The organism is Acidovorax sp. GW821-FHT09B03 (assembly GCF_059418305.1).
In genome coordinates this window covers 163,237-185,190 of record NZ_JBWKPP010000006.1, presented here as the reverse complement: position 1 = coordinate 185,190, position 21,954 = coordinate 163,237, and the positions used below count along the sequence as shown (strand labels likewise).

Annotated in this window: 20 protein-coding genes and 2 pseudogenes; 5 read left to right on the top strand and 17 right to left on the bottom strand. The window is 68.6% G+C overall.

Features of this window, described 5'->3' with window-relative positions:
* Positions 1-486: pseudogene (locus AC07PA_RS13640) on the top strand (ABC transporter ATP-binding protein); the annotation flags it as partial.
* On the opposite strand, the pseudogene AC07PA_RS13635 reads toward AC07PA_RS13640, so the two are convergent.
* A pseudogene (locus AC07PA_RS13635) lies at positions 481-693 on the bottom strand (hypothetical protein); the annotation flags it as partial. The pseudogenes AC07PA_RS13640 and AC07PA_RS13635 overlap by 6 nt on opposite strands.
* Before the next feature lie 199 nt (positions 694-892).
* On the opposite strand from AC07PA_RS13635, the gene AC07PA_RS13630 reads away from it, so the two are divergent.
* Positions 893-1,108 carry a TOBE domain-containing protein gene (locus AC07PA_RS13630; protein WP_007857120.1) on the top strand — a complete coding sequence of 72 codons (216 nt, stop codon included), beginning with the start codon at positions 893-895 and terminating at the stop codon, positions 1,106-1,108.
* Positions 1,109-1,263: 155 nt separating this feature from the next.
* Complete coding sequence (locus tag AC07PA_RS13625) at positions 1,264-2,643, top strand: LLM class flavin-dependent oxidoreductase (RefSeq protein WP_494608148.1); 1,380 nt, start codon at positions 1,264-1,266, stop codon at positions 2,641-2,643.
* A 12-nt stretch (positions 2,644-2,655) separates the two neighbouring features.
* Here AC07PA_RS13625 and trhA read toward each other — a convergent pair whose 3' ends face one another.
* From trhA to AC07PA_RS13610, 3 genes are read right to left on the bottom strand one after another with little or no spacing between them, the layout of a single operon-like run.
* The gene (trhA, locus tag AC07PA_RS13620; RefSeq protein WP_494608146.1) at positions 2,656-3,291 is read right to left on the bottom strand and encodes a PAQR family membrane homeostasis protein TrhA; all 636 of its coding nucleotides are present in this window, start codon (positions 3,289-3,291) and stop codon (positions 2,656-2,658) included.
* A 29-nt stretch (positions 3,292-3,320) separates the two neighbouring features.
* Positions 3,321-3,491 (bottom strand): hypothetical protein, encoded by a 171-nt coding sequence (locus AC07PA_RS13615; protein ID WP_007857123.1) that lies wholly within the window; start codon positions 3,489-3,491, stop codon positions 3,321-3,323.
* Complete coding sequence (locus AC07PA_RS13610) at positions 3,457-3,588, bottom strand: hypothetical protein (RefSeq protein ID WP_007857124.1); 132 nt, start codon at positions 3,586-3,588, stop codon at positions 3,457-3,459. The genes AC07PA_RS13615 and AC07PA_RS13610 overlap by 35 nt, the downstream gene beginning before the upstream one ends.
* Positions 3,589-3,776: 188 nt before the next feature.
* On the opposite strand from AC07PA_RS13610, the gene AC07PA_RS13605 reads away from it, so the two are divergent.
* Together AC07PA_RS13605 and AC07PA_RS13600 are read left to right on the top strand one after the other, a co-directional pair.
* Positions 3,777-4,790: a M14 family zinc carboxypeptidase gene (locus tag AC07PA_RS13605; RefSeq protein WP_494608143.1), complete on the top strand. Its 1,014-nt coding sequence runs from the start codon at positions 3,777-3,779 to the stop codon at positions 4,788-4,790.
* Positions 4,791-4,794: 4 nt separating this feature from the next.
* Positions 4,795-5,571 (top strand): alpha/beta fold hydrolase, encoded by a 777-nt coding sequence (locus AC07PA_RS13600; RefSeq protein ID WP_494608141.1) that lies wholly within the window; start codon positions 4,795-4,797, stop codon positions 5,569-5,571.
* Here the strand turns inward: AC07PA_RS13600 and AC07PA_RS13595 are convergent.
* The 13 genes from AC07PA_RS13595 to chvE all read right to left on the bottom strand — a co-directional run bounded on the left by AC07PA_RS13595 (position 5,560) and on the right by chvE (position 21,933).
* Positions 5,560-7,869 carry an ATP-dependent DNA helicase gene (locus AC07PA_RS13595; protein WP_494608139.1) on the bottom strand — a complete coding sequence of 770 codons (2,310 nt, stop codon included), beginning with the start codon at positions 7,867-7,869 and terminating at the stop codon, positions 5,560-5,562. The genes AC07PA_RS13600 and AC07PA_RS13595 overlap by 12 nt on opposite strands.
* Complete coding sequence (locus AC07PA_RS13590) at positions 7,866-8,690, bottom strand: hypothetical protein (protein ID WP_007858064.1); 825 nt, start codon at positions 8,688-8,690, stop codon at positions 7,866-7,868. Before AC07PA_RS13590 ends, AC07PA_RS13595 begins: the two co-directional genes overlap by 4 nt.
* 80 nt (positions 8,691-8,770) lie before the next feature.
* The gene (dgoD, locus tag AC07PA_RS13585) at positions 8,771-9,919 is read right to left on the bottom strand and encodes a galactonate dehydratase (protein WP_494608137.1); all 1,149 of its coding nucleotides are present in this window, start codon (positions 9,917-9,919) and stop codon (positions 8,771-8,773) included.
* 43 nt (positions 9,920-9,962) lie between these two features.
* The gene (locus AC07PA_RS13580; RefSeq protein WP_494608135.1) at positions 9,963-10,616 is read right to left on the bottom strand and encodes a 2-dehydro-3-deoxy-6-phosphogalactonate aldolase; all 654 of its coding nucleotides are present in this window, start codon (positions 10,614-10,616) and stop codon (positions 9,963-9,965) included.
* Positions 10,613-11,650 carry a 2-dehydro-3-deoxygalactonokinase gene (locus tag AC07PA_RS13575; RefSeq protein WP_494608133.1) on the bottom strand — a complete coding sequence of 346 codons (1,038 nt, stop codon included), beginning with the start codon at positions 11,648-11,650 and terminating at the stop codon, positions 10,613-10,615. The genes AC07PA_RS13580 and AC07PA_RS13575 overlap by 4 nt, the downstream gene beginning before the upstream one ends.
* 7 nt (positions 11,651-11,657) lie before the next feature.
* Complete coding sequence (locus tag AC07PA_RS13570) at positions 11,658-12,596, bottom strand: dihydrodipicolinate synthase family protein (RefSeq protein WP_494608131.1); 939 nt, start codon at positions 12,594-12,596, stop codon at positions 11,658-11,660.
* Between the two features lie 18 nt (positions 12,597-12,614).
* Positions 12,615-14,348: an IlvD/Edd family dehydratase gene (locus AC07PA_RS13565; protein ID WP_494608129.1), complete on the bottom strand. Its 1,734-nt coding sequence runs from the start codon at positions 14,346-14,348 to the stop codon at positions 12,615-12,617.
* Between the two features lie 35 nt (positions 14,349-14,383).
* A complete protein-coding gene (gene yjfF / locus AC07PA_RS13560; protein WP_007858072.1) occupies positions 14,384-15,427 on the bottom strand; it encodes a galactofuranose ABC transporter, permease protein YjfF in 1,044 nt (347 codons plus the stop codon).
* On the bottom strand, positions 15,424-16,476 hold the full coding sequence (locus AC07PA_RS13555) for an ABC transporter permease (RefSeq protein ID WP_007858073.1): 1,053 nt from the start codon (positions 16,474-16,476) through the stop codon (positions 15,424-15,426). The genes yjfF and AC07PA_RS13555 overlap by 4 nt, the downstream gene beginning before the upstream one ends.
* Complete coding sequence (locus AC07PA_RS13550) at positions 16,469-18,004, bottom strand: sugar ABC transporter ATP-binding protein (protein ID WP_007858075.1); 1,536 nt, start codon at positions 18,002-18,004, stop codon at positions 16,469-16,471. The genes AC07PA_RS13555 and AC07PA_RS13550 overlap by 8 nt, the downstream gene beginning before the upstream one ends.
* Positions 18,005-18,010: 6 nt before the next feature.
* Positions 18,011-19,240, bottom strand: a complete 1,230-nt coding sequence (mmsB, locus tag AC07PA_RS13545) for a multiple monosaccharide ABC transporter permease (RefSeq protein WP_494608126.1) — start codon at positions 19,238-19,240, stop codon at positions 18,011-18,013.
* A gap of 1 nt (position 19,241) precedes the next feature.
* Positions 19,242-20,759 carry a multiple monosaccharide ABC transporter ATP-binding protein gene (gene mmsA / locus AC07PA_RS13540; protein WP_007858100.1) on the bottom strand — a complete coding sequence of 506 codons (1,518 nt, stop codon included), beginning with the start codon at positions 20,757-20,759 and terminating at the stop codon, positions 19,242-19,244.
* A 103-nt stretch (positions 20,760-20,862) separates the two neighbouring features.
* The gene (gene chvE / locus AC07PA_RS13535; protein WP_007858097.1) at positions 20,863-21,933 is read right to left on the bottom strand and encodes a multiple monosaccharide ABC transporter substrate-binding protein; all 1,071 of its coding nucleotides are present in this window, start codon (positions 21,931-21,933) and stop codon (positions 20,863-20,865) included.
* Positions 21,934-21,954 lie beyond the last annotated feature (21 nt).

Genomic DNA, 21,954 nt, shown 5'->3' with positions numbered 1-21,954 from the left:
ATGGCACAAACCAATGTTCCATCGCGCGACAGCAGCAACAACGGCGTGCGCCTGGAGGTGCGCGGCGTGGACAAGCGCTACGGCGCCCGTGAGGTGCTCAAGAAGACCGAGCTCGTGATCGAGCCGGGCCAGTTCGTGGCCATCGTGGGCCGCAGCGGCTGCGGCAAGAGCACGCTGCTGCGCCTGGTGGCGGGGCTGGAATCCGTCTCGGGCGGCGCCATCCGTCTCGATGGCCAGGCCGTGGACGGCCTGAGCCAGGACACGCGCATCATGTTCCAGGACTCGCGCCTGCTGCCGTGGAAGCGCGTGGCCGACAACGTGGCCCTGGGCCTGCCGCCCGAGCGCCGCGGCGCAGCGGCCGACGTGCTGGCCCGCGTGGGCCTGGGCGACCGGCTCGGCGAATGGCCGGCACGCCTGTCGGGCGGCCAGCGCCAGCGCGTGGCCCTGGCGCGCGCCCTGGTGCACAACCCGCGCCTCTTGCTGCTCGACGAACCCCTGGGCGCGCTCGACGCGCTGACCCGCATCGAGATGCACCGCCTCATCGAGGGCCTGTGGCAGGCCAGCGGCTTCACCGCGCTGCTGGTGACCCACGACGTGCAGGAGGCCGTGGCCCTGGCCGACCGCGTGATCCTGATCGAGGACGGGCAGATCGCGCTCGACCAGCTGATCGACCTGCCGCGCCCGCGTTCGCATGGCGATGCAGCGTTTGCCGCGATCGAAAAACGCATTCTCGACCGCGTGCTGCAAAAGCCCGATGCCGAACCCAGCGCCGCCGATGCACGCTGGCCCGGCGTGCCTGCGCACGGCCTGCGCTGGGCCGTGTGACTGACAGCCCGCATTCCATCTTTTTCACCCGTTCACCCCATTTTTCGGACTTTTCAAGGAGAAATTCATGTCCATCCAAGCCATCAACGTACGCAACCAGTTCAAGGGCAAAGTGCGCGAGATCGTTCGCGGCGACGTCGTGTCCGAAGTCGATGTCGAAACCCCCTGGGGCATCGTCACCTCGGTGATCACCACCCGCTCGGTCGACGAGCTGGCGCTGGTCGTCGGCTCCGACGTGGTCGCGCTGGTCAAGTCGACCGAGGTGTCCATCGCCAAGCTGTGATCCAGCGGGGCCGCCCACGGCCCAGCCGGTTCGAGGCCCTGCACTGCAGGGCTTTTTCCGTTGGTGGCGACGACAAGTAGCGATATCTGTTTTTCTTCGTTGGCTGCTGCGCAACGCCGGCCTACGCTGAGGGTTTCGATCCAAGGACCCATGGCATGACCGCAGGCAGCGCACCGAAGCAACGCACCCTTCAATTCGGCCTGGTGCTGCACGGCGTGGGTGCCGGCTGGGGCGATTGGCGGCATGAGAATGCCGTGACCGATGCCAGCGTGAATTTCCGCTTCTACGCCCAACAGGCGCAGCTGGCCGAGCAGGCGCGCTTCACCTTTCTGTTCGTGGCCGACAGCGTGCACATCACGCCGCGCTCCAGCCCGCATTACCTCAATCGCTTCGAGCCGCTGACCATCCTCTCGGCGCTGGCGGCCGTCACCACGCACATCGGCCTGGTGGCCACGGTCACGGCCAGCTACAGCGAGCCCTTCACCGTGGCCCGCCAGTTCGCCTCGCTCGACCACATCAGCGGCGGGCGTGCGGGCTGGAACGTGGTCACCTCGTGGCTCGACGGCAGCGCGCGCAACTACGGGCGCCAGGAACACTATGCGCACGACGTGCGCTACCGCCTGGCGGGCGAGCACCTGGACGTGGTGCAGGGCCTGTGGGATTCGTGGGAGGACGATGCGCTGCTGCGCGACAAGGCCACGGGCCAGTTCTTCGACCCCGCCAAGCTGCACCGGCTGGACCACCAGGGCGAGTTCTTCGCCGTCGAGGGGCCGCTCAACATCGCGCGCTCGCGCCAGGGCCAGCCCGTGATCTTCCAGGCCGGGGCATCGCCCGACGGCAAGGCATTTGCCGCCCAGCGCGCCGATGCCATCTTTTTCCATGCCGATACCTTCGAGGAGGCGCAGGCCTACTACCGTGACGTGAAGGCGCGCGTGCGCGCCGAAGGCCGCAACCCCGACGAGGTGTTCCTGCTGCCGGGCTTTCGCCCCATCGTGGGCCGGACCGAGGAGGAGGCCGAGCGCCGCTACGAGGAACTGGCCGCGCTGGTGCCCATCGAGAACGCGATTGCCGCGCTGGCCCGGCCGTTCAACGACCACGACTTTTCGCAGTACCCGCTGGACGAACCTTTTCCGGACCTGGGCGAGCTGGGCCGCAACAGCCAGCAGAGCACCAGCGACCGCATCAAGCAGCATGCGCGCGCGCAGGGCCTGACCCTGCGCGAGGTGGCCCTGTGGCATGCCCGGCCGCGCCGCACCTTCGTGGGCACGGCCGAGCAGGTGGCCGATGAAATACAGCGCTGGTTCGAAGGCGGTGCGGCCGATGGCTTCAACTTCTTCGAGGCACTGCCCAATACCTCGCTCAAGGCCTTCGTCGAACTGGCCGTGCCGGTGCTGCAGGCGCGCGGCCTGCTGCGCACCGAATATGCAGGCGACACCTTGCGCAGCCACTTCCAGCTGCCCGTGCCGGTAAACCGCCACACGGCAAAGGCGGCCAGCGGTGCGGTGCTGCGGGAAGAGGCCGCGGTGATTGCCTGAGGGCCCCGGCGCTCAGCCGCCGTAGCCCATGACGGCCACGGCATGGCAGCCCGTGCCGGCGGCCACGAAGCCGTGCCACACGGCATGCGCATAGCGCAGCCGCGAATCGAGCACGAAGAAGGCCACGCCCACGGTATAGGCCACGCCGCCAGCAATGAGCCAGTGCGCGCTCCACTGCGTGAGGTGGCCGATGAGGGGCAGGGCGGCCACCAGCGCCAGCCAACCCATGAGCAGGTACATGCCCGTGGACAGCCAGGCCGTGCGCAAGCGGTTGAGCGCCTTGAGCACCAGGCCGAGCGTGGCCACGGCCCAGACCAGGGCCAGTAGGGCCAGGTTCCAGTCGCCATCGGGCCGCAGCAGCGCAAACGGCGTGTAGCTGCCCGCGATGAAGAGGTAGATGGCGCCGTGGTCGAGCTTCAGTGCCGCCTGCTTGAAGCGCCCTTCAGGCAGCGCGTGGTACACCGTGGAGGCCAGGTACAGCAGCACCATGGTGCTGGCGAAGACGATGGCACCGGCCACGCTGGCGCCACCTTGCGGCCGGGCTGATGCCACGATGAAGGGCGCGGCCACCACGGCAGCCAGCAGTGCCACGCCATGGCTGGCACTGTTGGCCAGTTCCTCGCCGGGGCTCTGGTCGCGGCACGGCATGGCCAGGCGTGTGCGTGGTGGCGGGCCGGTCAGCGCGGCAGGGCGGGGTGGTGGTGGCGCCCGCGCCAGGCGTGGTAGCGCGAGCGCTGCAGCGCGAACAGCTCCACCAGGCCCCAGGCCATGGCGCAACCCATGAGCCCGAAGAGGGCTGCCGCGCGCAGTGGCTTAATCCTGCGCGGAGAGCGGGAGCGGTTCGTCATGGAAGAAATGGTCGTTGTCAGGAAGGTCGAACGAGAACCAGCGTTCGTCGAAGAGCTCGTCGAACAAGCGCTGCAATCCGAGTAGTTTCCAGAGCATGGGACCTCCCCTTGGTTGTGTGGTGCGGCTCCAAGATAGCCCCGCCATGTGACGGTTTCGCGTCAGTGGTGCAAATCGCAACGCGCCTGCAACAAGGGCTTCTTGCGCCCGGGGCGCAGCGCTATGCTTGCGCTGCGCGAGCACTGTTACACCTGTTTTCCCTGTCTTTTCACACGCCCCAACCTACCGTGCCCGACATCGTTCTGCCCGAGCTCGCGGCACTGGAGAGGATCATCGACCAGGGTGGCAGCCGCCTGGAGGCGCGCGTGGTGCACACCGTGGAGCTGGCCTCCGGCGAACGCTTCCCGGTGCATGCCATCAGCCTGGGCAACCCGGACCGCAGCGTGCCGGCCATGGGCTTCTTCGGCGGCATCCACGGGCTCGAGGGCATCGGCGCCGAGGTGGTGATCGCCTACCTGCAGAACGTAGTGACGCGCCTGCCCTGGGACATGGCGCTGAACCAGCAGCTCGAACAGGTGCGCCTGGTGTTCATGCCCATCGTGAACCCGGGCGGCATGTGGGCTGCAACGCGCGCCAACCCCAATGGCGTGGACCTGATGCGCAATGCCCCGGTGGATGCGCTGGACCGCGTGCCCTTTCTGATCGGCGGCCAGCGGTTGAGCGCGGGCCTGCCCTGGTACCGCGGCAAGCCCGGGGCGCCCATGGAGGCCGAGAGCCGGGCCCTGTGCCAGGTGGTGCAGGAGGAATTGCTCTCGCGCCCCTTCAGCATCGCGCTGGACTGCCACTCGGGCTTCGGCATCAGCGACCGGCTGTGGTTTCCGTTCGCGCACACGCGCAAGCCGATTGCCCACCTGCCGGAGCTGCATGCGCTGCACGAGATCTTTCTGCAGGCCCATGCCTACCACCCCTACATCATCGAGCCGCAGAGCGCGCAGTACCTCACGCACGGCGACCTGTGGGACCACCTGTACATGCAGGCCTGCAACGACCCCACGCGCACCTTCTTGCCGCTCACGCTGGAGATGGGTTCCTGGCGCTGGATCAAGAAGAACCCGCGCCAGCTGTTCTCGCGCAAGGGCATCTTCAACCCGCTGATCAACCACCGCCTGCAGCGCGTGCTGCGCCGGCACATGCCGCTGCTCGACTTCCTCTCGCGCGCGGCCGGCAGCCACCAGCGCTGGGTGCCCACGCCCGAGGCGCGCGTACAGCGCAGGGCCGATGCGCTGGCTGCATGGTACTGACCCCATGGCACAGGCGTCGATCCGCTGGATCTTTCTGCGCGGTCTGACGCGCGAGGCGGTGCACTGGGGCGGGTTCAAGGAGGCCTTCCAGGCGGCCATGCCAGGCGCCGAGGTGCTGGTGCTGGACCTGCCCGGCAATGGCCAGTGGCATGCGCGCCAGAGTCCGCTGTCGGTGGCGGCCATGGTGGCGCAGTGCCGGGCGGAACTGGCGCAGCGCGGCATCACCGGGCCGTACCACCTGCTGGCCATGTCGCTGGGGGCGATGGTCGCCACCGAATGGGCGTGCACGGCACCGGCCGAGGTGCAGGGCTGCGTGCTCATCAACACCAGCTTTGGCAATTTCAGCCCCTTCTACCGGCGGCTGCGGCCGCGCAACTGGGGCGCCCTGGTGCGCGGGGTGCTGCTGGCCAGCAGCCCGCGCGAGGCCGAGGCCACCGTGCTGCGCCTCACCAGCAACCGGGCGGACGAGCGCATGGCCGTGGTGGACGCGTGGGTGGCGGCGCGCCAGGCACGGCCGGTGTCGGGCGCCAATGCCGTGCGCCAGCTGGCGGCGGCGGCGCGCTACCGGGCACCGCGCACCTGCCCGCTGGAGCGCATGCTGCTGCTGGGCAGTGCACAGGACGGCCTGGTCAGCAGCGGGTGCTCGCAGGCCATTGCCAGCGCCTGGGGTTGCCCACTGGTGCTGCACCCCTGGGCCGGGCACGACCTGCCGCTGGACGACCCGGCCTGGGTGGCTGGGCAGGTGGCCGATTGGGCGGCGGCCCGCCGGTCAGCGGCCTGACTGCGCCCACCAGGTGGGCAGCAGCGCACGCACCTCGGGTCGGCCGAAGCGGTCGTCCATGAGGTGCACCACGCCTTCGTCGCTGGGCGTGCGGATCACGCGGCCGGCGGCCTGCACCACCTTCTGCAGGCCGGGGTAGAGGTAGGTGTAGTCGTAGCCCTCGCCGAACAGCGCCTGCATGCGCTCCTTGACCTGCTCGTTCACGGGGTTGACCTGGGGCAGGCCCAGCGTGGCCAGGAAGGCCCCGATCAGGCGCCGGCCCGGTAGGTCGATGCCCTCGGCGAAGGCGCCGCCCAGCACCGCGAAGCCGATGCCCTCGCTGCTTTCGGTGAAGCGCGCGAGGAACTGCTTTTGCTCCGATTCGAGCATGCGCCGCGACTGGCTCCAGTGCGGCAGCGCGGGGTGGCGCTCGGCCAGCAGCGCGGCGGCCTGCTGCAAATACGCGTAGCTGCTGAAGAAGGCCAGGTAGTTGCCCGGCCGGTCCCCGAACTGCCGGGCCATCAGCGCCACGATGGGCGCGAGCGAGGCCTTGCGGTCCGGGTAGCGGGTGGAGATGTGGCGCGCCACCTGCACCGACAGTTGCGCCGCCTGGAACGGCGATTCCACGTCGATGGCCAGGTGGTCCTCGGGCAGGCCCAGCAGGTCGGTGTAGTAGCGCTGTGGCTGCAGCGTGGCCGAGAACAGCGTGCTGGTGTGCGCGGCCTCCCAGCGCGGGGCCAGGAAAGGCGCGGGCACCAGGTTGCGGATGCACAGGGTGGAGCTGCCGGGCGCGCGCGCCGCCTTGGGCAGGCTTGGCGCCGTGGGCTGGGTCACGTCGACCAGCGAATGCGCGTCGAGCAGCCCGGCCATGCGCACCAGGTGCAGGGCGTCGAAGTAGAAGGCCTGCAGGGCCGCATCGGGCTCGGCCGGGTGCTCCGCCAGGTGGTCGGTGAGGGTGTTGCCGCACAGCTGCAGGGCGGCCAGCAGGTCTTCGGGGAAGGCCTCGTGCACCGCATAGGCGGCGGCCTGCTGCTTGTCCAGCGCCACCCAGGCGCGGCGCACCTTGTCCAGCGCCTTCTTGACCGCAGGGTAGCGGCTGGCGCTGGCGGACTGGCGTGCCTGGGCCAGGCCGTCGGGGCGCAGCTCGGCGGTGTACATCTTGCGGCCCCGGTCCACGAGGTTGTGGGCCTCGTCCACCAGCAGCGCCGTGCGCCAGCCGTTGGCCTGGGCCAGGCCGTGCAGCAGGCCACCCATGTCGAAGTAGTAGTTGTAGTCGCCCACCACCACGTCGGCCCAGCGCGCCAGCTCCTGGCTCAGGTAGTAGGGGCAGACCTGGTGCGCCAGCGCCGCGCTGCGCACCTGGGCCTGGTGCAGGGTGATGCGCTCGCTGCCGGCAAGGGGCTGCAGCGCGGCCGCGCGCGCGGCGGGCAGCCGGTCGTAGAAGCCCTGGGCCAGCGGGCACGACTCGCCGTGGCAGGCCTTGTCGGGGTGTTCGCAGGACTTGTCGCGTGCCACCAGCTCCAGCACGCGCAGCGGCAGGGCGGGGGCGCTGTCGCACAGGCGCGCAAGGGTGTCGAGGGCGGTCTGCCGGCCCGAGGTCTTGGCGGCCAGGAAGAACACCTTGTCCAGCCGCTGCGTGGGTGCTGCCTTGAGCAGGGGGAACAGGGTGCCCATTGTTTTGCCGATGCCCGTGGGCGCCTGGGCCATGAGGCAGCGGCCGGCGCTGGCGGCCTTGTACACGGCCTCGGCCAGCGGCCGCTGGCCGGTGCGAAAGCCGCCGAAGGGAAAGGCCAGCGTGCTGAGCGCCGCGTCGCGCGCCGCGCGGTGCACCAGCTGGGCCTCGGCCCAGGCGAGAAAGCGCTCGCACTGATCCTCGAAATGCTGCTGCAGCTCGGCGGCCGTGCGGCGTTCGGTGAACACCGTCTCTTTCTGGCTGCCGATGTCGAAGTAGACCAGGGCCAGGTCGATCTGGTCCAGGCCCTCCTGTGCGCACAGCAGCCAGCCGTAGATGCGCGCCTGGGCCCAGTGCAGTGCGCGGTGCGAGGCGGGCTGGCGGTCGAGCCGGCCCTTGAAGGTCTTGACCTCGTCGAGCCGCGCATGCTCCGGGTCGAAACCGTCGGCCCGGCCGCGCACGCGCAGGCTCTTGTAGCTGCCGGCCAGCGCCACCTCGGCACGGTAGCCGTCGCCGCGGCGCGCGGCGGCCACGGCATGGCCGGCCATGCCTTCCAGGGCCGTGGGGGCGGGCGTGAAGCGCAGGTCCAGGTCACCCTGCTTGGCGGTGAACTCGCACAGCTCTCGCACCGCCACGGTGTAGGTCATGGGGCCTCGGTACAGGGAGGTGGGTCGTCTGCAGCGGGCTCGCCCAGGTGGGCCTGGGCCAACTCGTCCTCGCTGCGCAGCGGTGTGGCCTTGCACAGGGCCATCCACACGGCAAAGGGCAGGGCGCAGCTCGCATGGCGCGCGGGGCGCAGCAGCTCGAAGCGGCCATCATCGAGCCCGCCGTGCAGTACCCAGATGCCGAAGTGCTCGGGGATCTCCTCGGGCTCGGCCACGCCGGCCGGGAACACGTAGTAGCACTCTTCGCAGAGCCACTGGTAGGCCTGGCGCTTGGCGTCGTGGCGCAGGTCCGACAGCAGATCGGAGCGGCTGTACTTGATCTCATGCACCATGGGCTGCAGGTAGGCTGGCACGGTGGTGTTGCGCACCGAGAACAGGTCTGGCCGCGCCATGCGCCAGACATTGGCCGCCTTGCGGCTGGCGGGCGTATCTTCGCTCCACAGCGGGTTGCTGGTCGCCGGGGGTGGTGGCGGCGTTTCAGACCCTGCGGCCTCGATCACGGCGCGCAGCGACAGCTCGCGCCAGACGATACGGCCCGAGGCCAGCAGGTGCGCGGCAAACTTCTGGCCCAGCCGGTCATGGGCACTGAGCGCCCGCACGCCACGCTGGCGCGCCTCGGCTAGGTTGCGGATGCCGTCCTCGGTGAGCTTCAGGGTCTCGAAGCCTTCGGGCGAGGTGTGCAGGGCCACGAGCTGCGCGGCCAGCAGGTCGATCTCCAGCGCGTCCTTGCAGGGCCAGCCGGCCGAGCGCCAGATCTGCATCAGGCGGGTGCGGTGGAAGCGGGTGATGGTCAGCGCCGTCATGGGGGACGTGGGGTGGTCAAAATACTGATTGTAAATACAGTATTTTCCACCACGCTCATGGCGCGGTCATCCCCGGGCTTCTACCACTCCGCGAAACTCCCGTCCTTGTGGCGCCAGACCGGGTTGCGCCAGCGGTGGCCTTCGGAGGCGCGCTCGCGCACATAGGCCTCGTTGACCTCGATGCCCAGGCCAGGGCCCTGGGGGATGGCCACCATGCCGTCCTGGTACGCGAACACCTCGCCGTTGGACACGTAGTCGAGCAGGTCGTTGCTGGCGTTGTAGTGGATCCCCAGGCTCTGCTCCTGGATGAAGGCGTTGTAGCAGACGCCGTCAAGCTGCAGATTGGCCGCCAGCGCAATCGGCCCCAGCGGGCAGTGCAGGGCCAGGGCCACGTCGTAGGCCTCGGCCATGGAGGCGATCTTGCGCGTCTCGGTGATGCCACCCGAGTGCGAGGGGTCGGGCTGGATGATGTCCACATAGCCCTCGGACAGCACGCGCTTGAAATCCCAGCGCGAGTACAGCCGCTCGCCCAGTGCGATGGGGGTGGAGGACAGGTGGGCCAGCTCCTTGAGCGCCTCGTAGTGCTCGCTGAGCACCGGCTCCTCGATGAACATCAGCCGGTAGGGGTCGAGCTCCTTGAACAGCACCTTGGCCATGGGCTTGTGCACCCGGCCGTGGAAATCCACGCCGATACCCACGTTGGGCCCCACCGCCTCGCGCACGGCGGCCACGTTCTTCAGGCATTTCTCGACCTTGTCGAAGCTGTCCACGTACTGCATCTCCTCGGTGCCGTTCATCTTCACGGCGGTGAAGCCGCGGTCCACGGCGGCCTTGGCCGCTGCGGCGGTCTCGCTCGGCCGGTCACCGCCGATCCAGCTGTAGACCTTGATGCGGTCGCGCACACAGCCGCCCAGCAGCTCGGAAACCGGCACGCCGAGCGCCTTGCCCTTGATGTCCCACAGCGCCTGGTCGATGCCGGCCAGCGCGCTCATGTGGATGCCGCCGCCGCGGTAGAAGCCGCCGCGGTAGAGCACCGTCCAGTGGTCCTCGATGTGGCGCGGGTCCTTGCCGATCAGGTAGTCGCCCAGCTCCTCGATGGCGGCGGCCACGGTGTGGGCCCGGCCTTCGAGCACCGGTTCGCCCCAGCCGACGATGCCCTCGTCGGTTTCGATTTTCAGAAAGCACCAGCGTGGTGGCACCAGGAACGTGGTCAGTCGGGTGATCTTCATGGGAGCAGCTCGTCGGAAAAGGGAGAGAGGGCAATCGAATCGGTCAGGGGGCGGGGTAGGACGCACGCCAGGCCTGCATGAACGCAGCCGCATGGCGCGCCACGTCGGCGGCGCTGTCGCCGGGCTTGTACAGGGCCGAGCCCAGGCCGAAGCCGCTGGCACCGGCCTGGGCGTAGGCGGCGATGCCGTCGGGCGTGATACCACCCACGGGCAGCAGCGCCACCGGCGGGCGCAGCACGGCGCGCCAGGCCTTGAGCACGGCGGGCGCCAGCGCCTCGGCCGGAAAGAGCTTGAGCGCATCGGCCCCGGCCGCCAGCGCGGCATAGGCCTCGGTCAGCGTGGCCACGCCCGGTGCGCAGGCCATGCCCGCCGCCTTGGCGGCGCGGATCACCGCCGCATCGCTGTGCGGCATGACCACGATCTGCCCGCCGGCCGCAGCCACGGCGGCGCAGTCCTCGGGGCGGATCACGGTGCCGGCGCCGATCAGCGCATCGGCCGGCAGGGCGTCGCGCAGGGCGCGGATGCTGGCCAGCGGCTCGGGCGAGTTGAGCGGTACCTCGATGGTGCGAAAGCCAGCCGCGTACAGCGACTGGCCGATGGCCACTACCTCGCCGGGTTGCACACCGCGCAGGATGGCGACCAGGCCGCAGTGGCGCATGGCGTTGGCCAAGGGTTCTGAAGAAGAGGAAAGAGTCATCGTGCAGCCTCCGTGCTGCGTGGGTCGGTAGGGGCCACCAGTGCAGCGGCCGTGGCGATCTGCCACAGGCCGCGCGCGGTGGCGTTGTCGGCCATTTCGGGGGCAGGCAGGCCGTACGCCGCGAGCGCCAGGGCATAGCGCCGGCACAGGTCGGGCTCGCCGCAGAGCACTACGTGCGCGGGCGGGGTACCCGGCGCCTGCTGGGCCGCCAGCGCGGCCACCTCGTGGCCGATGAGCAGGCCCGACAGGTAGTCGGCCTGGGCCGTGCCGGGCAGCGCGCCCGTGAGACCCAGAGTGCGCGTGCTGAAGATGTGCGAGAGCAGGCCCAGCGAGGCATCGGCCGAACGTGCCACCTGCAGGCCGCGCGCGAACGCCGCGTCGTCGGGCGCCTCGGCCGCCTCGGCCGCCTGCATGGTGCGGCCCAGGATGGTGTGGCCGCGCAAGGCCGCGAACACCTCCCCGGTCATGAAGGTGTGGAACTGCGCGATGGAGCGCCGGCGCGCCAGCACCCACTTGCTGTGCGTGCCCGGCAGGCCGATCAGTACGGTGGCATCGTCCCGCAGGGCCGAGGTCGCCATCACGCCCAGTACTTGGGTTTCTTCGCCACGCATCACATTGGGCAGCTCGCCGCGCTGGAGCAGGCCGGGTACGATGTGCACGCGCGGGCCGGCGCTGTGCGCCACCACCGTGAGCCCGCGCGCCAGGTGGTCCAGCGAGGTGGGCGATTCGAGGTAGGTGGCCTCGCGCCAGCCCTGGGCGCTGCCCACCATGCCGCAGGCCAGCACGGGGATGCCGGGCTGGGCCTGCAGCCAATCGCCGCAGACATCGTCGAAGGCGTGCTCGAAGGCGGCGGCCGGCGTGGCATGGGCCTGGCCATCGGCTGCGGCCGGCAGGTTCATGATGCCCCAGGGCCGGTGGCGCATCTGCTGCACCTGGCCCACGGCATCGAAGCGGAAGGCGCGCAGCGAACTGGTGCCCCAGTCCAGCCCGATCAGGGCGGCCGTGCCGTGGGGAAGAGTGGTGTCGTTCGTCATCTGTGGATTACCTGGCCCAACGCAGCACCAGCGGGTCCAGGCGCCGTGCGATATCGATCAGGCCCCGGCGCACTTCGGGGTGCATGGCCGGAAAGGGGTGACGCCCGGCCTCGCAGGCGATCACGCCGCCTTCCTTCATCAGCGCCTTGGCGGTGAGGATGCCGCCCTGGCGGTTCTCGTGGTTGATGAGCGGCAGCCAGCGCTGGTACAGCGCGAAGGCCTGGTCGGCATCGCCCTGGCGGTGCGCCTCGAGGATGGGGCGTATGCCATCGGGAAAGCCGCCACCCGTCATCGCGCCCGTGGCGCCGGCATCGAGGTCGGCCAGCAGGGTGATGGCCTCCTCGCCATCCCAGGGCCCCTCGATGGCTGCGCCGCCCAGTCGGATCAGCTCGCGCAGCTTGCTGGCGGCGCCCGGCACCTCGATCTTGAAGTAGGCCAGCTGTTCGATCTCCTGCGCCATGCGCGCCAGGAACGGGGCCGACAGCACCGTGCCGCTGGCCGGCGCGTCCTGCACCATGATGGGAATGGCGATGGCATCCGACACGCGGGCATAGAACTCGTAAATCTGCGCCTCGGGCACGCGGAAGGTGGCGCCGTGGTAGGGCGGCATGACCATCACCATGGCGGCGCCCATGTCCTGTGCGGCGCGGCTGCGCTCGGCGCACACGCGCGTGCCGTAGTGGGTGGTGGTGACGATCACGGGCACGCGGCCGGCCACATGTTCGAGCGACACGCGGGTCAGGGTCTCGCGCTCGGCGTCGGACAGCGAGAACTGCTCGGAAAAATTGGCCAGGATGCACAGGCCGTCCACGCCGGCATCGATCATGAAGTCGAGACAGCGCTTCTGGCTGGCCAGGTCGAGGGTGCCGTCTTCGTGGAAGGTGGTCGGTACCACGGGGAAGATGCCGCGGTAGCGAGGGGACTGGGGGGATGTCGTTGTTGGCATGGGTCTACGGGTCAAGGTTCAGTGCGAGTGGCGTGGTACGGCGGAACCCCGGCAGCCGACGAGGAAGTCGAAGTCGCAGCCATCGTCGGCCTGCAGCACGTGGTCCACATACAGGCGCTGGTAGCCACCGCGCCCGCCCATGTCGGTGTTGGAGAGCGCGGCCAGGCGCGCGGCCAGTTCCTCGTCGCTGATGTCGAGGTGCAGGCGGCCCTGCTCACAGTCGAGCTCGATGTAGTCGCCGTCGCGCACGGCGGCCAGCGGGCCGCCCGCGGCGGCCTCGGGCGCCACGTGCAGCACCACCGTGCCGTAGGCGGTGCCGCTCATGCGCGCGTCGGAGATGCGCACCATGTCTTTCACGCCCTGGCGCAGCAGCTTGGGCGGCAGGCCCATGTTGCCCACCTCGGCCATGCCGGGGTAGCCCTTGGGGCCGCAGTTCTTCATCACCATCACGCAGCTGGCGTCGATGTCCAGGTCCTCGTCGACGATGCGTTCCTTGTAGTGCTCCAGGTTCTCGAACACCACGGCGCGGCCCCGGTGCTTGAGCAGCTCGGGCGAGGCGGCCGAGGGCTTGAGCACCGCGCCGCGCGGCGACAGGTTGCCGCGCAGGATGCAGATGCCGCCATCGGCGATCAGCGGGTTGTCGATAGGGCGAATCACCTCGTCGTTGTACTGCGGCGCCTCGCGCACGTTGTCCCACAGGCTCTTGCCGTTGACGGTGAGGGCGTCGGGGTGCGGCAGCAGCCCGTTCTCCCCCAGGCGGCGCAGCACGGCGGGCAGGCCACCGGCATAGTAGAACTCTTCCATCAGGAAGCGGCCCGAGGGCTGCAGGTCCACCAGGGTGGGCGTGCCGCGGCCGATGCGCGTCCAGTCCTCCAGGTCCAGCTGCACGCCGATGCGGCCGGCAATCGCCTTCAGGTGGATCACCGCGTTGGTCGATCCGCCGATGGCGGCATTGGTGCGGATGGCGTTCTCGAAGGCCTCGCGCGTGAGGATCTTGGAGAGCGTGAGCCCTTCGTGCGCCATCTCCACGATGCGCCGGCCCGACATGTGGGCCAGCACATAGCGGCGCGAGTCCACGGCCGGGATGGCCGCGTTGTGCGGCAGCGAGGTGCCCAGCGACTCGGCCATGCATGCCATGGTGCTGGCCGTGCCCATGGTGTTGCAGGTGCCGGCCGAGCGCGACATGCCGGCTTCGGCCGCGAAGAACTGGTGCTCGTTGATCTCGCCCGCCTTCAGCGACTCATGCAGTCGCCACACGGCCGTTCCCGAGCCGATGTCCTTGCCGTCGAGCTTGCCGTTGAGCATGGGCCCGCCCGTGACCACGATGGCCGGCACGTCGCAACTGGCCGCGCCCATCAGCAGGGCCGGGGTGGTCTTGTCGCAGCCGACGAGCAGCACCACCGCGTCGATGGGGTTGCCGCGGATGGCTTCCTCCACGTCCATGCTGGCCAGGTTGCGCGTGAGCATGGCCGTGGGGCGCAGGTTGGATTCGCCGTTGGAGAACACCGGGAACTCGACCGGAAAGCCCCCCGCCTCGTAGATGCCGCGCTTGACGTGCTCGGCGATCTTGCGGAAATGGGCGTTGCAGGGCGTGAGCTCGGACCAGGTGTTGCAGATGCCGATGATGGGGCGGCCATCGAACTCGTGGTCCGGGATGCCCTGGTTCTTCATCCAGCTGCGGTACATGAAGCCGTTCTTGTCGGCGGTGCCGAACCATTCGGCGGAGCGGAGCTTGCGCGGGGAGGAGGTCATGCTGTTGTGGTTTTGGGAGAGGTGATTCGTGGAATTCAGGAAGGCTTGCCGCTGCGGTGCGTGAGCAGGCGCTGCAGCAGGCAGAAGACGAAGAGCAGCACGCCGACGACGATGCGCGTCCACCACGAGCTGAGCGTGCCGTCGAAGGAAATCAGGGTCTGGATGATTCCGAGCATCAGCACGCCGAACAGCGTGCCGGCCACGTAGCCCACGCCGCCCGTGAGCAGGGTGCCGCCGATGACCACGGCGGCGATGGCATCGAGCTCCATGCCCGTGGCATGCAGGCCGTAGCCCGAGAGCATGTAGAAGGTGAACACCACGCCGGCCAGTGCCGAGCAGAAGCCCGAGAGCGTGTACACGCCGATCACCGTGGCGCGCACCGGCAGGCCCATGAGCACCGCCGAGTGCTCGTTGCCGCCCACGGCATACACGTTGCGGCCGAACGGCGTGCAGTGCGCGACGAAGATGGCGGCCAGCAGCACCGCCATGGCGATCAGTGCGCCCAGCGAGAGCGACGCGCCGTCCCACAGTTCCAGGCGCCACTGCGCCATCTCGGAATACGCCTCGTCGGCCATGCTGATCGAGTCGATGCTGATCAGGTAGCACAGGCCGCGCGCGAGGAACATGCCGGCCAGCGTCACGATGAAGGGCTGCAGCCGAAAGCGCTCGATCAGAAAGCCCATGAAGGCCCCGAACACCGTGCCCATGAGCAGCACCAGCGGGATGGCGGTGAGCGGGCTCCAGTGGTGGTGCTCCACCAGGCTGGCCAGCACCATGGTGGTCAGTGCCACCACCGAACCCACCGACAGGTCGATGCCGCCCGAGAGGATCACGAAGGTCATGCCCACCGCGACGATGATCAGAAAGGCGTTGTCGATCAGCAGGTTGAGGAACACCTGGGCCGAGAAGAAGCCGGTGTAGAGCACCGAGCCTGCCGTGGCCATGGCCAGGAACAGCGCGATGGTGGCCGCCAGCGGCAGGTACTTGGGGTTCAGGCGCATGCGGGTGGGGGCAGAGTGTTGTGTCGGCGCAGCTGTGGCAGGGGCCACGTCCAGGGTAGGGCTGTGTGCGCCGCTCATGACAGCGCTCCCCCGGCCGCGGGGCGGCGCACCAGGGCACCCACCTGGGTGCGGAAGTCGGGCGACTGCAGCAGCATCACGATGAACACCACCACGGCCTTGACCACCAGGTTGATTTCGGGCGGCACGCCCAGCGAATAGATGGCATAGGTCAGCGTCTGGATGATGAGCGCGCCGATCACGCTGCCCACCAGGCTGAAGCGCCCGCCGGTCAGTGCCGTGCCGCCCAGCGTGACGGCCAGGATGGCGTCGAGCTCCAGCATCTGGCCGGCGTTGTTGGCGTCCGCGCTCTTCACGTTGGAGCTGATCAGCAGGCCTGCGATGCCCGCGCACACGCCGCAGAAGGCATAGGCCGCGACGACCAGGCGGCGCGACTGCACGCCGGCCACGCGCGCCGCCGTCGGGTTGATGCCCACGGCCTGGATGAACAGGCCCAGCGCCGTGCGCGTGACCGCCAGGTACAGGCCGGCAAACACGGCGGCCAGCACGAACAGCGAAAACGGCAGGCCCAGCAGGTAGCCCCCGCCCAGGAAGAAGAAGGGCGCGTAGTAGATGGTGATGATCTGCCCGTCGGTGATCAGCTGGGCGATGCCCCGGCCCGCCACCATAAGGATCAGCGTGGCGATGATGGGCTGCATGCCCACCTTGGCCACCAGCAGGCCGTTCCACAGCCCGCACAGCAGTGCCGCGCCGATGGCGCCGGCCATTGCCAGCGGCAGGGGAAAGCGGCTTTCGGTGCCCGAGACCGAGCCGCCGATCATCCAGGCACCCACGGCGGCGGCAATGGCCACCACCGCACCCACCGAGATGTCGATGCCGCGCGTGGCGATCACCATGGTCATGCCCAGCGACACCAGCGCCAGCGGTGCCGCGCGGTTGAGGATGTCGACCAGGCTGCCGTAGAAGTGGCCGTCGCGCCACTCGATGTGCAGGAAGCTGGCGTTGAACGCCGTGTTCACGGCCAGCAGCAGGGCCAGCGTGACCAGCGGCCAGGTGAGCCGGTGGCGCAGCGCGGCGGCAAACAGGGAAGGGGTGGGTGCGTCAGGCATTTTCGGCGGCAATCAGTTCGTACACGGCTTCTTCGCTGCTGCCGGCAGGCAGCTCGCCGACCTTGCGGCGGTCACGCAGCACCACGATGCGGTGCGCCACGCGCACCACCTCGCTCATTTCGGAGGAGATGAAGACCACGGCCATTCCGGCCTCGGCCAGGCGCAGGATCTGTTCCATGATTTCCTGCTTGGCGGCCACGTCGATGCCGCGCGTGGGCTCGTCCAGGATCAACAGGCGCGGCTCGATGGCCATCCAGCGCGCCAGGATCGCCTTTTGCTGGTTGCCACCCGAAAGCAGCGCGATGGGCGTGTCCACGCTGCTGGTCTTGATGCCCAGCAGCTTGACGTAGCGCTCGGCGATCGCCGTCTGTTCGGCACGCGACAGAAAGCGGCCCATGCCCATGCGCGCCTGCAGTGCCAGGGCGATGTTCTCGCGCACCGAGAGCTCGGCCACGATGCCATCGGTCTTGCGCTCCTCGGGGCACAGGGCCAGGCCCTCGCGGATCGCGTCCATGGGGTTGGCGAAGGCCACCACCTTGCCATCGATGCGCAGCACGCCGCGGTCGGGCGCCTGCAGGCCGAAGAGCAGGCGCGCCAGCTCGGTACGGCCCGAGCCCAGCAGGCCAGCCAGGCCCACCACCTCGCCGGCCCGCACCTTCAGGTCCAGGGGCTGCAACTGGCCGCTCTGGCCCAGGCCTTCGGCCTGCAGCAGGGCGGTGCTCGCACCATCGAACTGCGGCGAAACAGGTGGCTCGGTGGACTGCGCGGCCAGCTCGCGCCCCAGCATGGCATTGATCAGCGCCTGCGCCGGCAGGTCGGCCGCAGCCCATTCGCCCACCCAGGCGCCGTTGCGCAGCACCGTGATGCGGTCCGACACGGCATACACCTGGTTCAGGAAATGGGTCACGAAGACGATGGCCAGGCCCTCGCCGCGCAGGCGGCGCAGCACCTCGAAGAGTTTTTGCACCTCGTCGTCGTCGAGGCTGGAGGTGGGCTCGTCCAGGATCAGCACCTTGGCCTCGATGCTCAACGCCCGGGCAATGGCCACCAGCTGCTGCACGGCCACCGGGTAGTCCGAGAGCAGGCGCGTGACGTCGATGGACAGGCCGATGCGCGCCACCAGTTCGCGCGCACGCTGGTGCAGCGTGGCCCAGTCGATGCGAAAGCCCTGGGCGATGCCGCAGCGTGGGTAGCGGCCGGCAAAGATGTTCTCGGCCACCGACAGGTTGGGGCAGAGGTTGACCTCCTGGTACACCGTGCTGATGCCCAGGCGCTGGGCGGCCAACGGCGAATCGGGCCACACGGCCTGACCGGCCAGGCGCATCTGGCCGCCGCTGGCTTCGAGCACGCCGGTGAGCACCTTGATCAGCGTGGACTTGCCCGCGCCGTTCTGCCCCATGAGGGCGTGGATCTCGCCCGGGTACAGGTTCAGCTGCACGTCGCGCAGCACAGGGATGCCCGCAAACTGCTTGTGGATGCCCGTGAGCTGCAGCACGGGAGCAAGGGTGTGATCGGTGGTCACGTCCATGGGCTTTCAGGCCTTGTTCTTGTTGTAGACGTCGACCAGCACAGCGGCGAGCAGCACCACGCCCTTGATGACCTGCTGGTAATCGATGCCGATACCCAGGATGGACATGCCGTTGTTCATCACCCCCATCACGAAGGCGCCGATCACCGCGCCCATGACCTTGCCCACGCCACCCGAGGCCGAGGCCCCGCCGATGAAGCAGGCGGCGATCACGTCGAGCTCGAACCCCAGGCCGGCCTTGGGCGTGGCGGTGTTCAGCCGCGCGGCGAAGACCAGGCCGGCCAGGGCGGCGAGCACGCCCATGTTGATGAAGGCATAGAACGACAGGCGCTCGGTCTTGATGCCCGAAAGCTTGGCCGCCTTCTCGTTGCCGCCCATGGCGTAGATACGGCGGCCAATGGTGGTGCGGCTGGTGACGAAGTCGAACAGCACGATCAGCAGCGCCATGACCACCAGCACGTTGGGCAGGCCCTTGTACGAGGCCAGCAGGTACGAGAAGTAGACCAGCAGCGCCGCGAACACCGCCGTTCGCGCCACGAAGAAGGCCAGCGGCTCGGCCTGCACGCCGTGCCTGAGGCGGTTGGCGCGCGCCCGCACCCCGGCCACGGCCAGTGCGACGGCCACGGCCACGCCCAGCAGCAGCGAGGTGAGCTTCAAGCCCTCCACACTGAACAGGTCGGGCAGAAAGCCCGAGCTGAGCATCTGGAAGCCCGCGGGGAAAGGCCCCACCGATTGCCCAGCCAGCAGCGCCAGTGCCAGGCCCTTGAACACCAGCATGCCCGCCAGCGTGACGATGAAGGACGGGATGCGCGAGAAGGCCACGAACCAGCCCTGCAGTGCACCGATGATGCCGCCGCACAGCAGGCACACCAGCGATGCGGGCAGGAAATGCCAGTGGTACTCCACCATCAGCACGGCGGCCAGCGCGCCGATGAAGCCGCAGACCGAGCCCACGGAGAGGTCGATGTGCCCTGCCACGATCACCAGCAGCATGCCCAGCGCCATGATGACGATGTAGCTGTTCTGCAGCAGCAAGTTGGTGAGGTTGAGCGGCTGCATCAGCGTGCCGTCGGTCATGTACTGGAAGAAGCCCATGATGGCCACCAGCGTGATCAACATGCCGTATTCACGGAAGTTGTGCTTGAGGTGTTCGAGCAGCGGCTTGTCGTTGCCGGCCGGCGCCTCCGCGGAGGAGTTGGCGAGCGTGGCGGTGGAGGAGGGGGTCATTGGGGTCATGTCAACTGGCTTTCACTATCGCGCGCATGATCTTTTCCTGGCTTGCGTCAGAAGTGGGCATCTCGGCGACGAAGCGCCCTTCGTTCATCACGTAGATGCGGTCCGTGATGCCCAGCAGTTCGGGCATCTCCGACGAGATCACGATCACGCACTTGCCCTCGGCCGCCATCTGGGCGATCAGGGTGTAGATCTCGTACTTGGCGCCCACGTCGATGCCGCGCGTGGGCTCGTCGAGGATGAGCACCTCGGGGTTGGTGAACAGCCACTTGCCCAGCACCACCTTCTGCTGGTTGCCGCCCGAGAGGTTCACGGTCTTCTGGTCCACGCCCGAGCAGCGGATGCGCAGCCGGCGCCGGTAGTCCTGCGCCACCTGGTGCTCGCGCCCGGGGTCCATCACCGTGGCGGTGGAGATGCCGGAGAGGTTGGCCAGCGAGACGTTGAACTGGATGTCTTCACTGAGCACCAGGCCGTTGCCCTTGCGGTCCTCGGTCACATAGGCCAGGCCGTGGCGCACGGCCTTCTCCACCGTGCCCACGTCGATTTCCTGGCCGTTCAGCAGCACCTGGCCGCTGATGCGCTGGCCCCAGGATTTGCCGAAGATGCTCATCGCCAGCTCGGTGCGGCCCGCGCCCATGAGGCCGGCGATGCCCACGATCTCGCCGCGCCGAACATGCAGGTCGACACCCTTGATGACCTCGCGCTCGGCATGCTGCGGGTGGTGGGCACGCCAGTTGCGCACCTCGAACACGGTGGCGCCGATGTCGGGCTGGCGCGGCGGGTAGCGGTCGGCCATCTCGCGGCCCACCATGGCCTTGATCACGCGGTCTTCGCTGACCAGGCCGGTGCGGCAGTCGAGCGACTCGACCGTGCTGCCGTCGCGCAGTACGGTGATGGCATCGGCCACGCGCGAAATTTCGTTGAGCTTGTGCGAGATCAGGATGCAGGTGATGCCCTGCTTCTTGAGCTCCAGCAGCAGGTCCAGCAGGGCCTGGCTGTCGTTCTCGTTGAGGCTGGCCGTGGGTTCGTCCAGGATCAGGAGGCGCACCTGGCGCGACAGCGCCTTGGCAATCTCCACCAGCTGCTGCTTGCCCACGCCCAGGTGGGTGACCAGGGTCTCGGGCGATTCCTTGAGGCCCACCTTTTTCAGCAGGGCCTGGGCCTTGCTGTGGGCCGCCATCCAGTCGATCACCCCGTGGCGCGCCGTCTCGTTGCCCAGGAAGATGTTCTCGGCGATGGAGAGCAGGGGCACCAGGGCCAGTTCCTGGTGGATGATGATCACGCCCAGGTGCTCGCTGTCGCGGATGCCGTCGAAGCGGCGCTCCTGGCCCTCGAAGACGATCTCGCCGCTGTAGCTGCCATGGGGGTAGACGCCCGAGAGCACCTTCATCAGCGTGGACTTGCCCGCGCCGTTCTCGCCGACGATGGCGTGGATCTCGCCGGCACGCACGTTCAGGTTCACCTGGTTGAGTGCGACCACGCCGGGGAAGGTTTTGCGGATGTTCCGCATTTCAAGAATCATGGACTGGGTTCGTGCAGGAGGCGGGGGGTCACGGCCTCTGTTGTCTCACGGTGCTCTGGCGCCGGGGGCGATGCGCTGCCGCCCTCGGGGTGCCAGGCCTGGCTTATTTCACCTGCGATTCCTTGTAGTAGCCGCTGCCCACCAGCACCGCATTCCAGTTGGCGGCATCGACCGACACCGGCTTGAGCAGGTAGGAGGGCACGACCTTCTCGCCGTTGTTGTAGGTCTTGGTGTCGTTGATCTCGGGCTGCTTGCCCGAGAGTGTGGCGTCCACCATGTTGGCGGCGACCTTGGCCAGTTCGCGCGTGTCCTTGAACACGGTGGAGAACTGCTCGCCCTTGAGGATGGACTTGACCGAGGGGATCTCGGCGTCCTGGCCGCTCACCACCGGGCAGGGCTGCTGGGCCGTGCAGTAGCCCACGCCCTTGAGCGAGGACAGGATGCCGATGGACAGGCCGTCGTAGGGCGAGAGCACGGCATGCACCTTGTCCTTGCCGTAGTAGGCCGAGAGCAGGTTGTCCATGCGCGCCTGCGCCACCGAGCCGTCCCAGCGCAGCGTGCCCACCTTGTTCATGCCCATCTGCTTGCTGCGCACCACCAGCTTGCCGCTGTCGATGTAGGGCTTGAGCACGCTCATGGCGCCGTCGTAGAAGAAGAAGGCGTTGTTGTCGTCGGGCGAGCCGCCGAAGAGCTCGATGTTGAACGGGCCCTTGCCCTGCTTCAGGCCCAGCTTGTCGACGATGGAAGTGGCCTGCAGCACGCCGACCTGGAAGTTGTCGAAGGTGGCGTAGTAGTCCACGTTCTTCGAGCCCTTGATCAGGCGGTCGTAGGCGATGACCTTGACGCCCTTGTCGGCCGCGTTCTGCAGCACGCGCGAGAGGGTGGTGCCGTCGATGGAGGCGATCACCAGCACCTTGGCGCCCTTGGTGATCATGTTCTCGATCTGCGCGAGCTGGTTGGGGATGTCATCGTCCGCGTACTGCAGATCGGTCTTGTAGCCGCGCTCCTTGAGCACCTTGACCATGTTGTCGCCATCGGCGATCCAGCGCGACGAGGACTTGGTGGGCATGGAGATGCCGATGCTGCCCTTGTCCTGGGCCAGCGCCAGCGGCGCGGTGCCCATGGCGGCAAGTGCCACGGTGGCCAGTGCGGCCTTGAAGATGGTGCGTTTCATGGATTTGTCTCCTGGTTTTAT

What these genes read in the sequence shown, in the direction of transcription:
- AC07PA_RS13630 (WP_007857120.1), top strand. Translation starts at nt 893, where the DNA reads ATGTCCATCCAAGCCATCAACGTACGCAACCAGTTCAAGGGCAAAGTG.
- AC07PA_RS13625 (WP_494608148.1), top strand. Translation starts at nt 1,264, where the DNA reads ATGACCGCAGGCAGCGCACCGAAGCAACGCACCCTTCAATTCGGCCTG.
- trhA (WP_494608146.1), bottom strand. Translation starts at nt 3,291, where the DNA reads ATGCCGTGCCGCGACCAGAGCCCCGGCGAGGAACTGGCCAACAGTGCC.
- AC07PA_RS13615 (WP_007857123.1), bottom strand. Translation starts at nt 3,491, where the DNA reads ATGACGAACCGCTCCCGCTCTCCGCGCAGGATTAAGCCACTGCGCGCG.
- AC07PA_RS13610 (WP_007857124.1), bottom strand. Translation starts at nt 3,588, where the DNA reads ATGCTCTGGAAACTACTCGGATTGCAGCGCTTGTTCGACGAGCTCTTC.
- AC07PA_RS13600 (WP_494608141.1), top strand. Translation starts at nt 4,795, where the DNA reads ATGGCACAGGCGTCGATCCGCTGGATCTTTCTGCGCGGTCTGACGCGC.
- AC07PA_RS13595 (WP_494608139.1), bottom strand. Translation starts at nt 7,869, where the DNA reads ATGACCTACACCGTGGCGGTGCGAGAGCTGTGCGAGTTCACCGCCAAG.
- AC07PA_RS13590 (WP_007858064.1), bottom strand. Translation starts at nt 8,690, where the DNA reads ATGACGGCGCTGACCATCACCCGCTTCCACCGCACCCGCCTGATGCAG.
- dgoD (WP_494608137.1), bottom strand. Translation starts at nt 9,919, where the DNA reads ATGAAGATCACCCGACTGACCACGTTCCTGGTGCCACCACGCTGGTGC.
- AC07PA_RS13580 (WP_494608135.1), bottom strand. Translation starts at nt 10,616, where the DNA reads ATGACTCTTTCCTCTTCTTCAGAACCCTTGGCCAACGCCATGCGCCAC.
- AC07PA_RS13575 (WP_494608133.1), bottom strand. Translation starts at nt 11,650, where the DNA reads ATGACGAACGACACCACTCTTCCCCACGGCACGGCCGCCCTGATCGGG.
- AC07PA_RS13570 (WP_494608131.1), bottom strand. Translation starts at nt 12,596, where the DNA reads ATGCCAACAACGACATCCCCCCAGTCCCCTCGCTACCGCGGCATCTTC.
- AC07PA_RS13565 (WP_494608129.1), bottom strand. Translation starts at nt 14,348, where the DNA reads ATGACCTCCTCCCCGCGCAAGCTCCGCTCCGCCGAATGGTTCGGCACC.
- yjfF (WP_007858072.1), bottom strand. Translation starts at nt 15,427, where the DNA reads ATGAGCGGCGCACACAGCCCTACCCTGGACGTGGCCCCTGCCACAGCT.
- AC07PA_RS13555 (WP_007858073.1), bottom strand. Translation starts at nt 16,476, where the DNA reads ATGCCTGACGCACCCACCCCTTCCCTGTTTGCCGCCGCGCTGCGCCAC.
- AC07PA_RS13550 (WP_007858075.1), bottom strand. Translation starts at nt 18,004, where the DNA reads ATGGACGTGACCACCGATCACACCCTTGCTCCCGTGCTGCAGCTCACG.
- mmsB (WP_494608126.1), bottom strand. Translation starts at nt 19,240, where the DNA reads ATGACCCCAATGACCCCCTCCTCCACCGCCACGCTCGCCAACTCCTCC.
- mmsA (WP_007858100.1), bottom strand. Translation starts at nt 20,759, where the DNA reads ATGATTCTTGAAATGCGGAACATCCGCAAAACCTTCCCCGGCGTGGTC.
- chvE (WP_007858097.1), bottom strand. Translation starts at nt 21,933, where the DNA reads ATGAAACGCACCATCTTCAAGGCCGCACTGGCCACCGTGGCACTTGCC.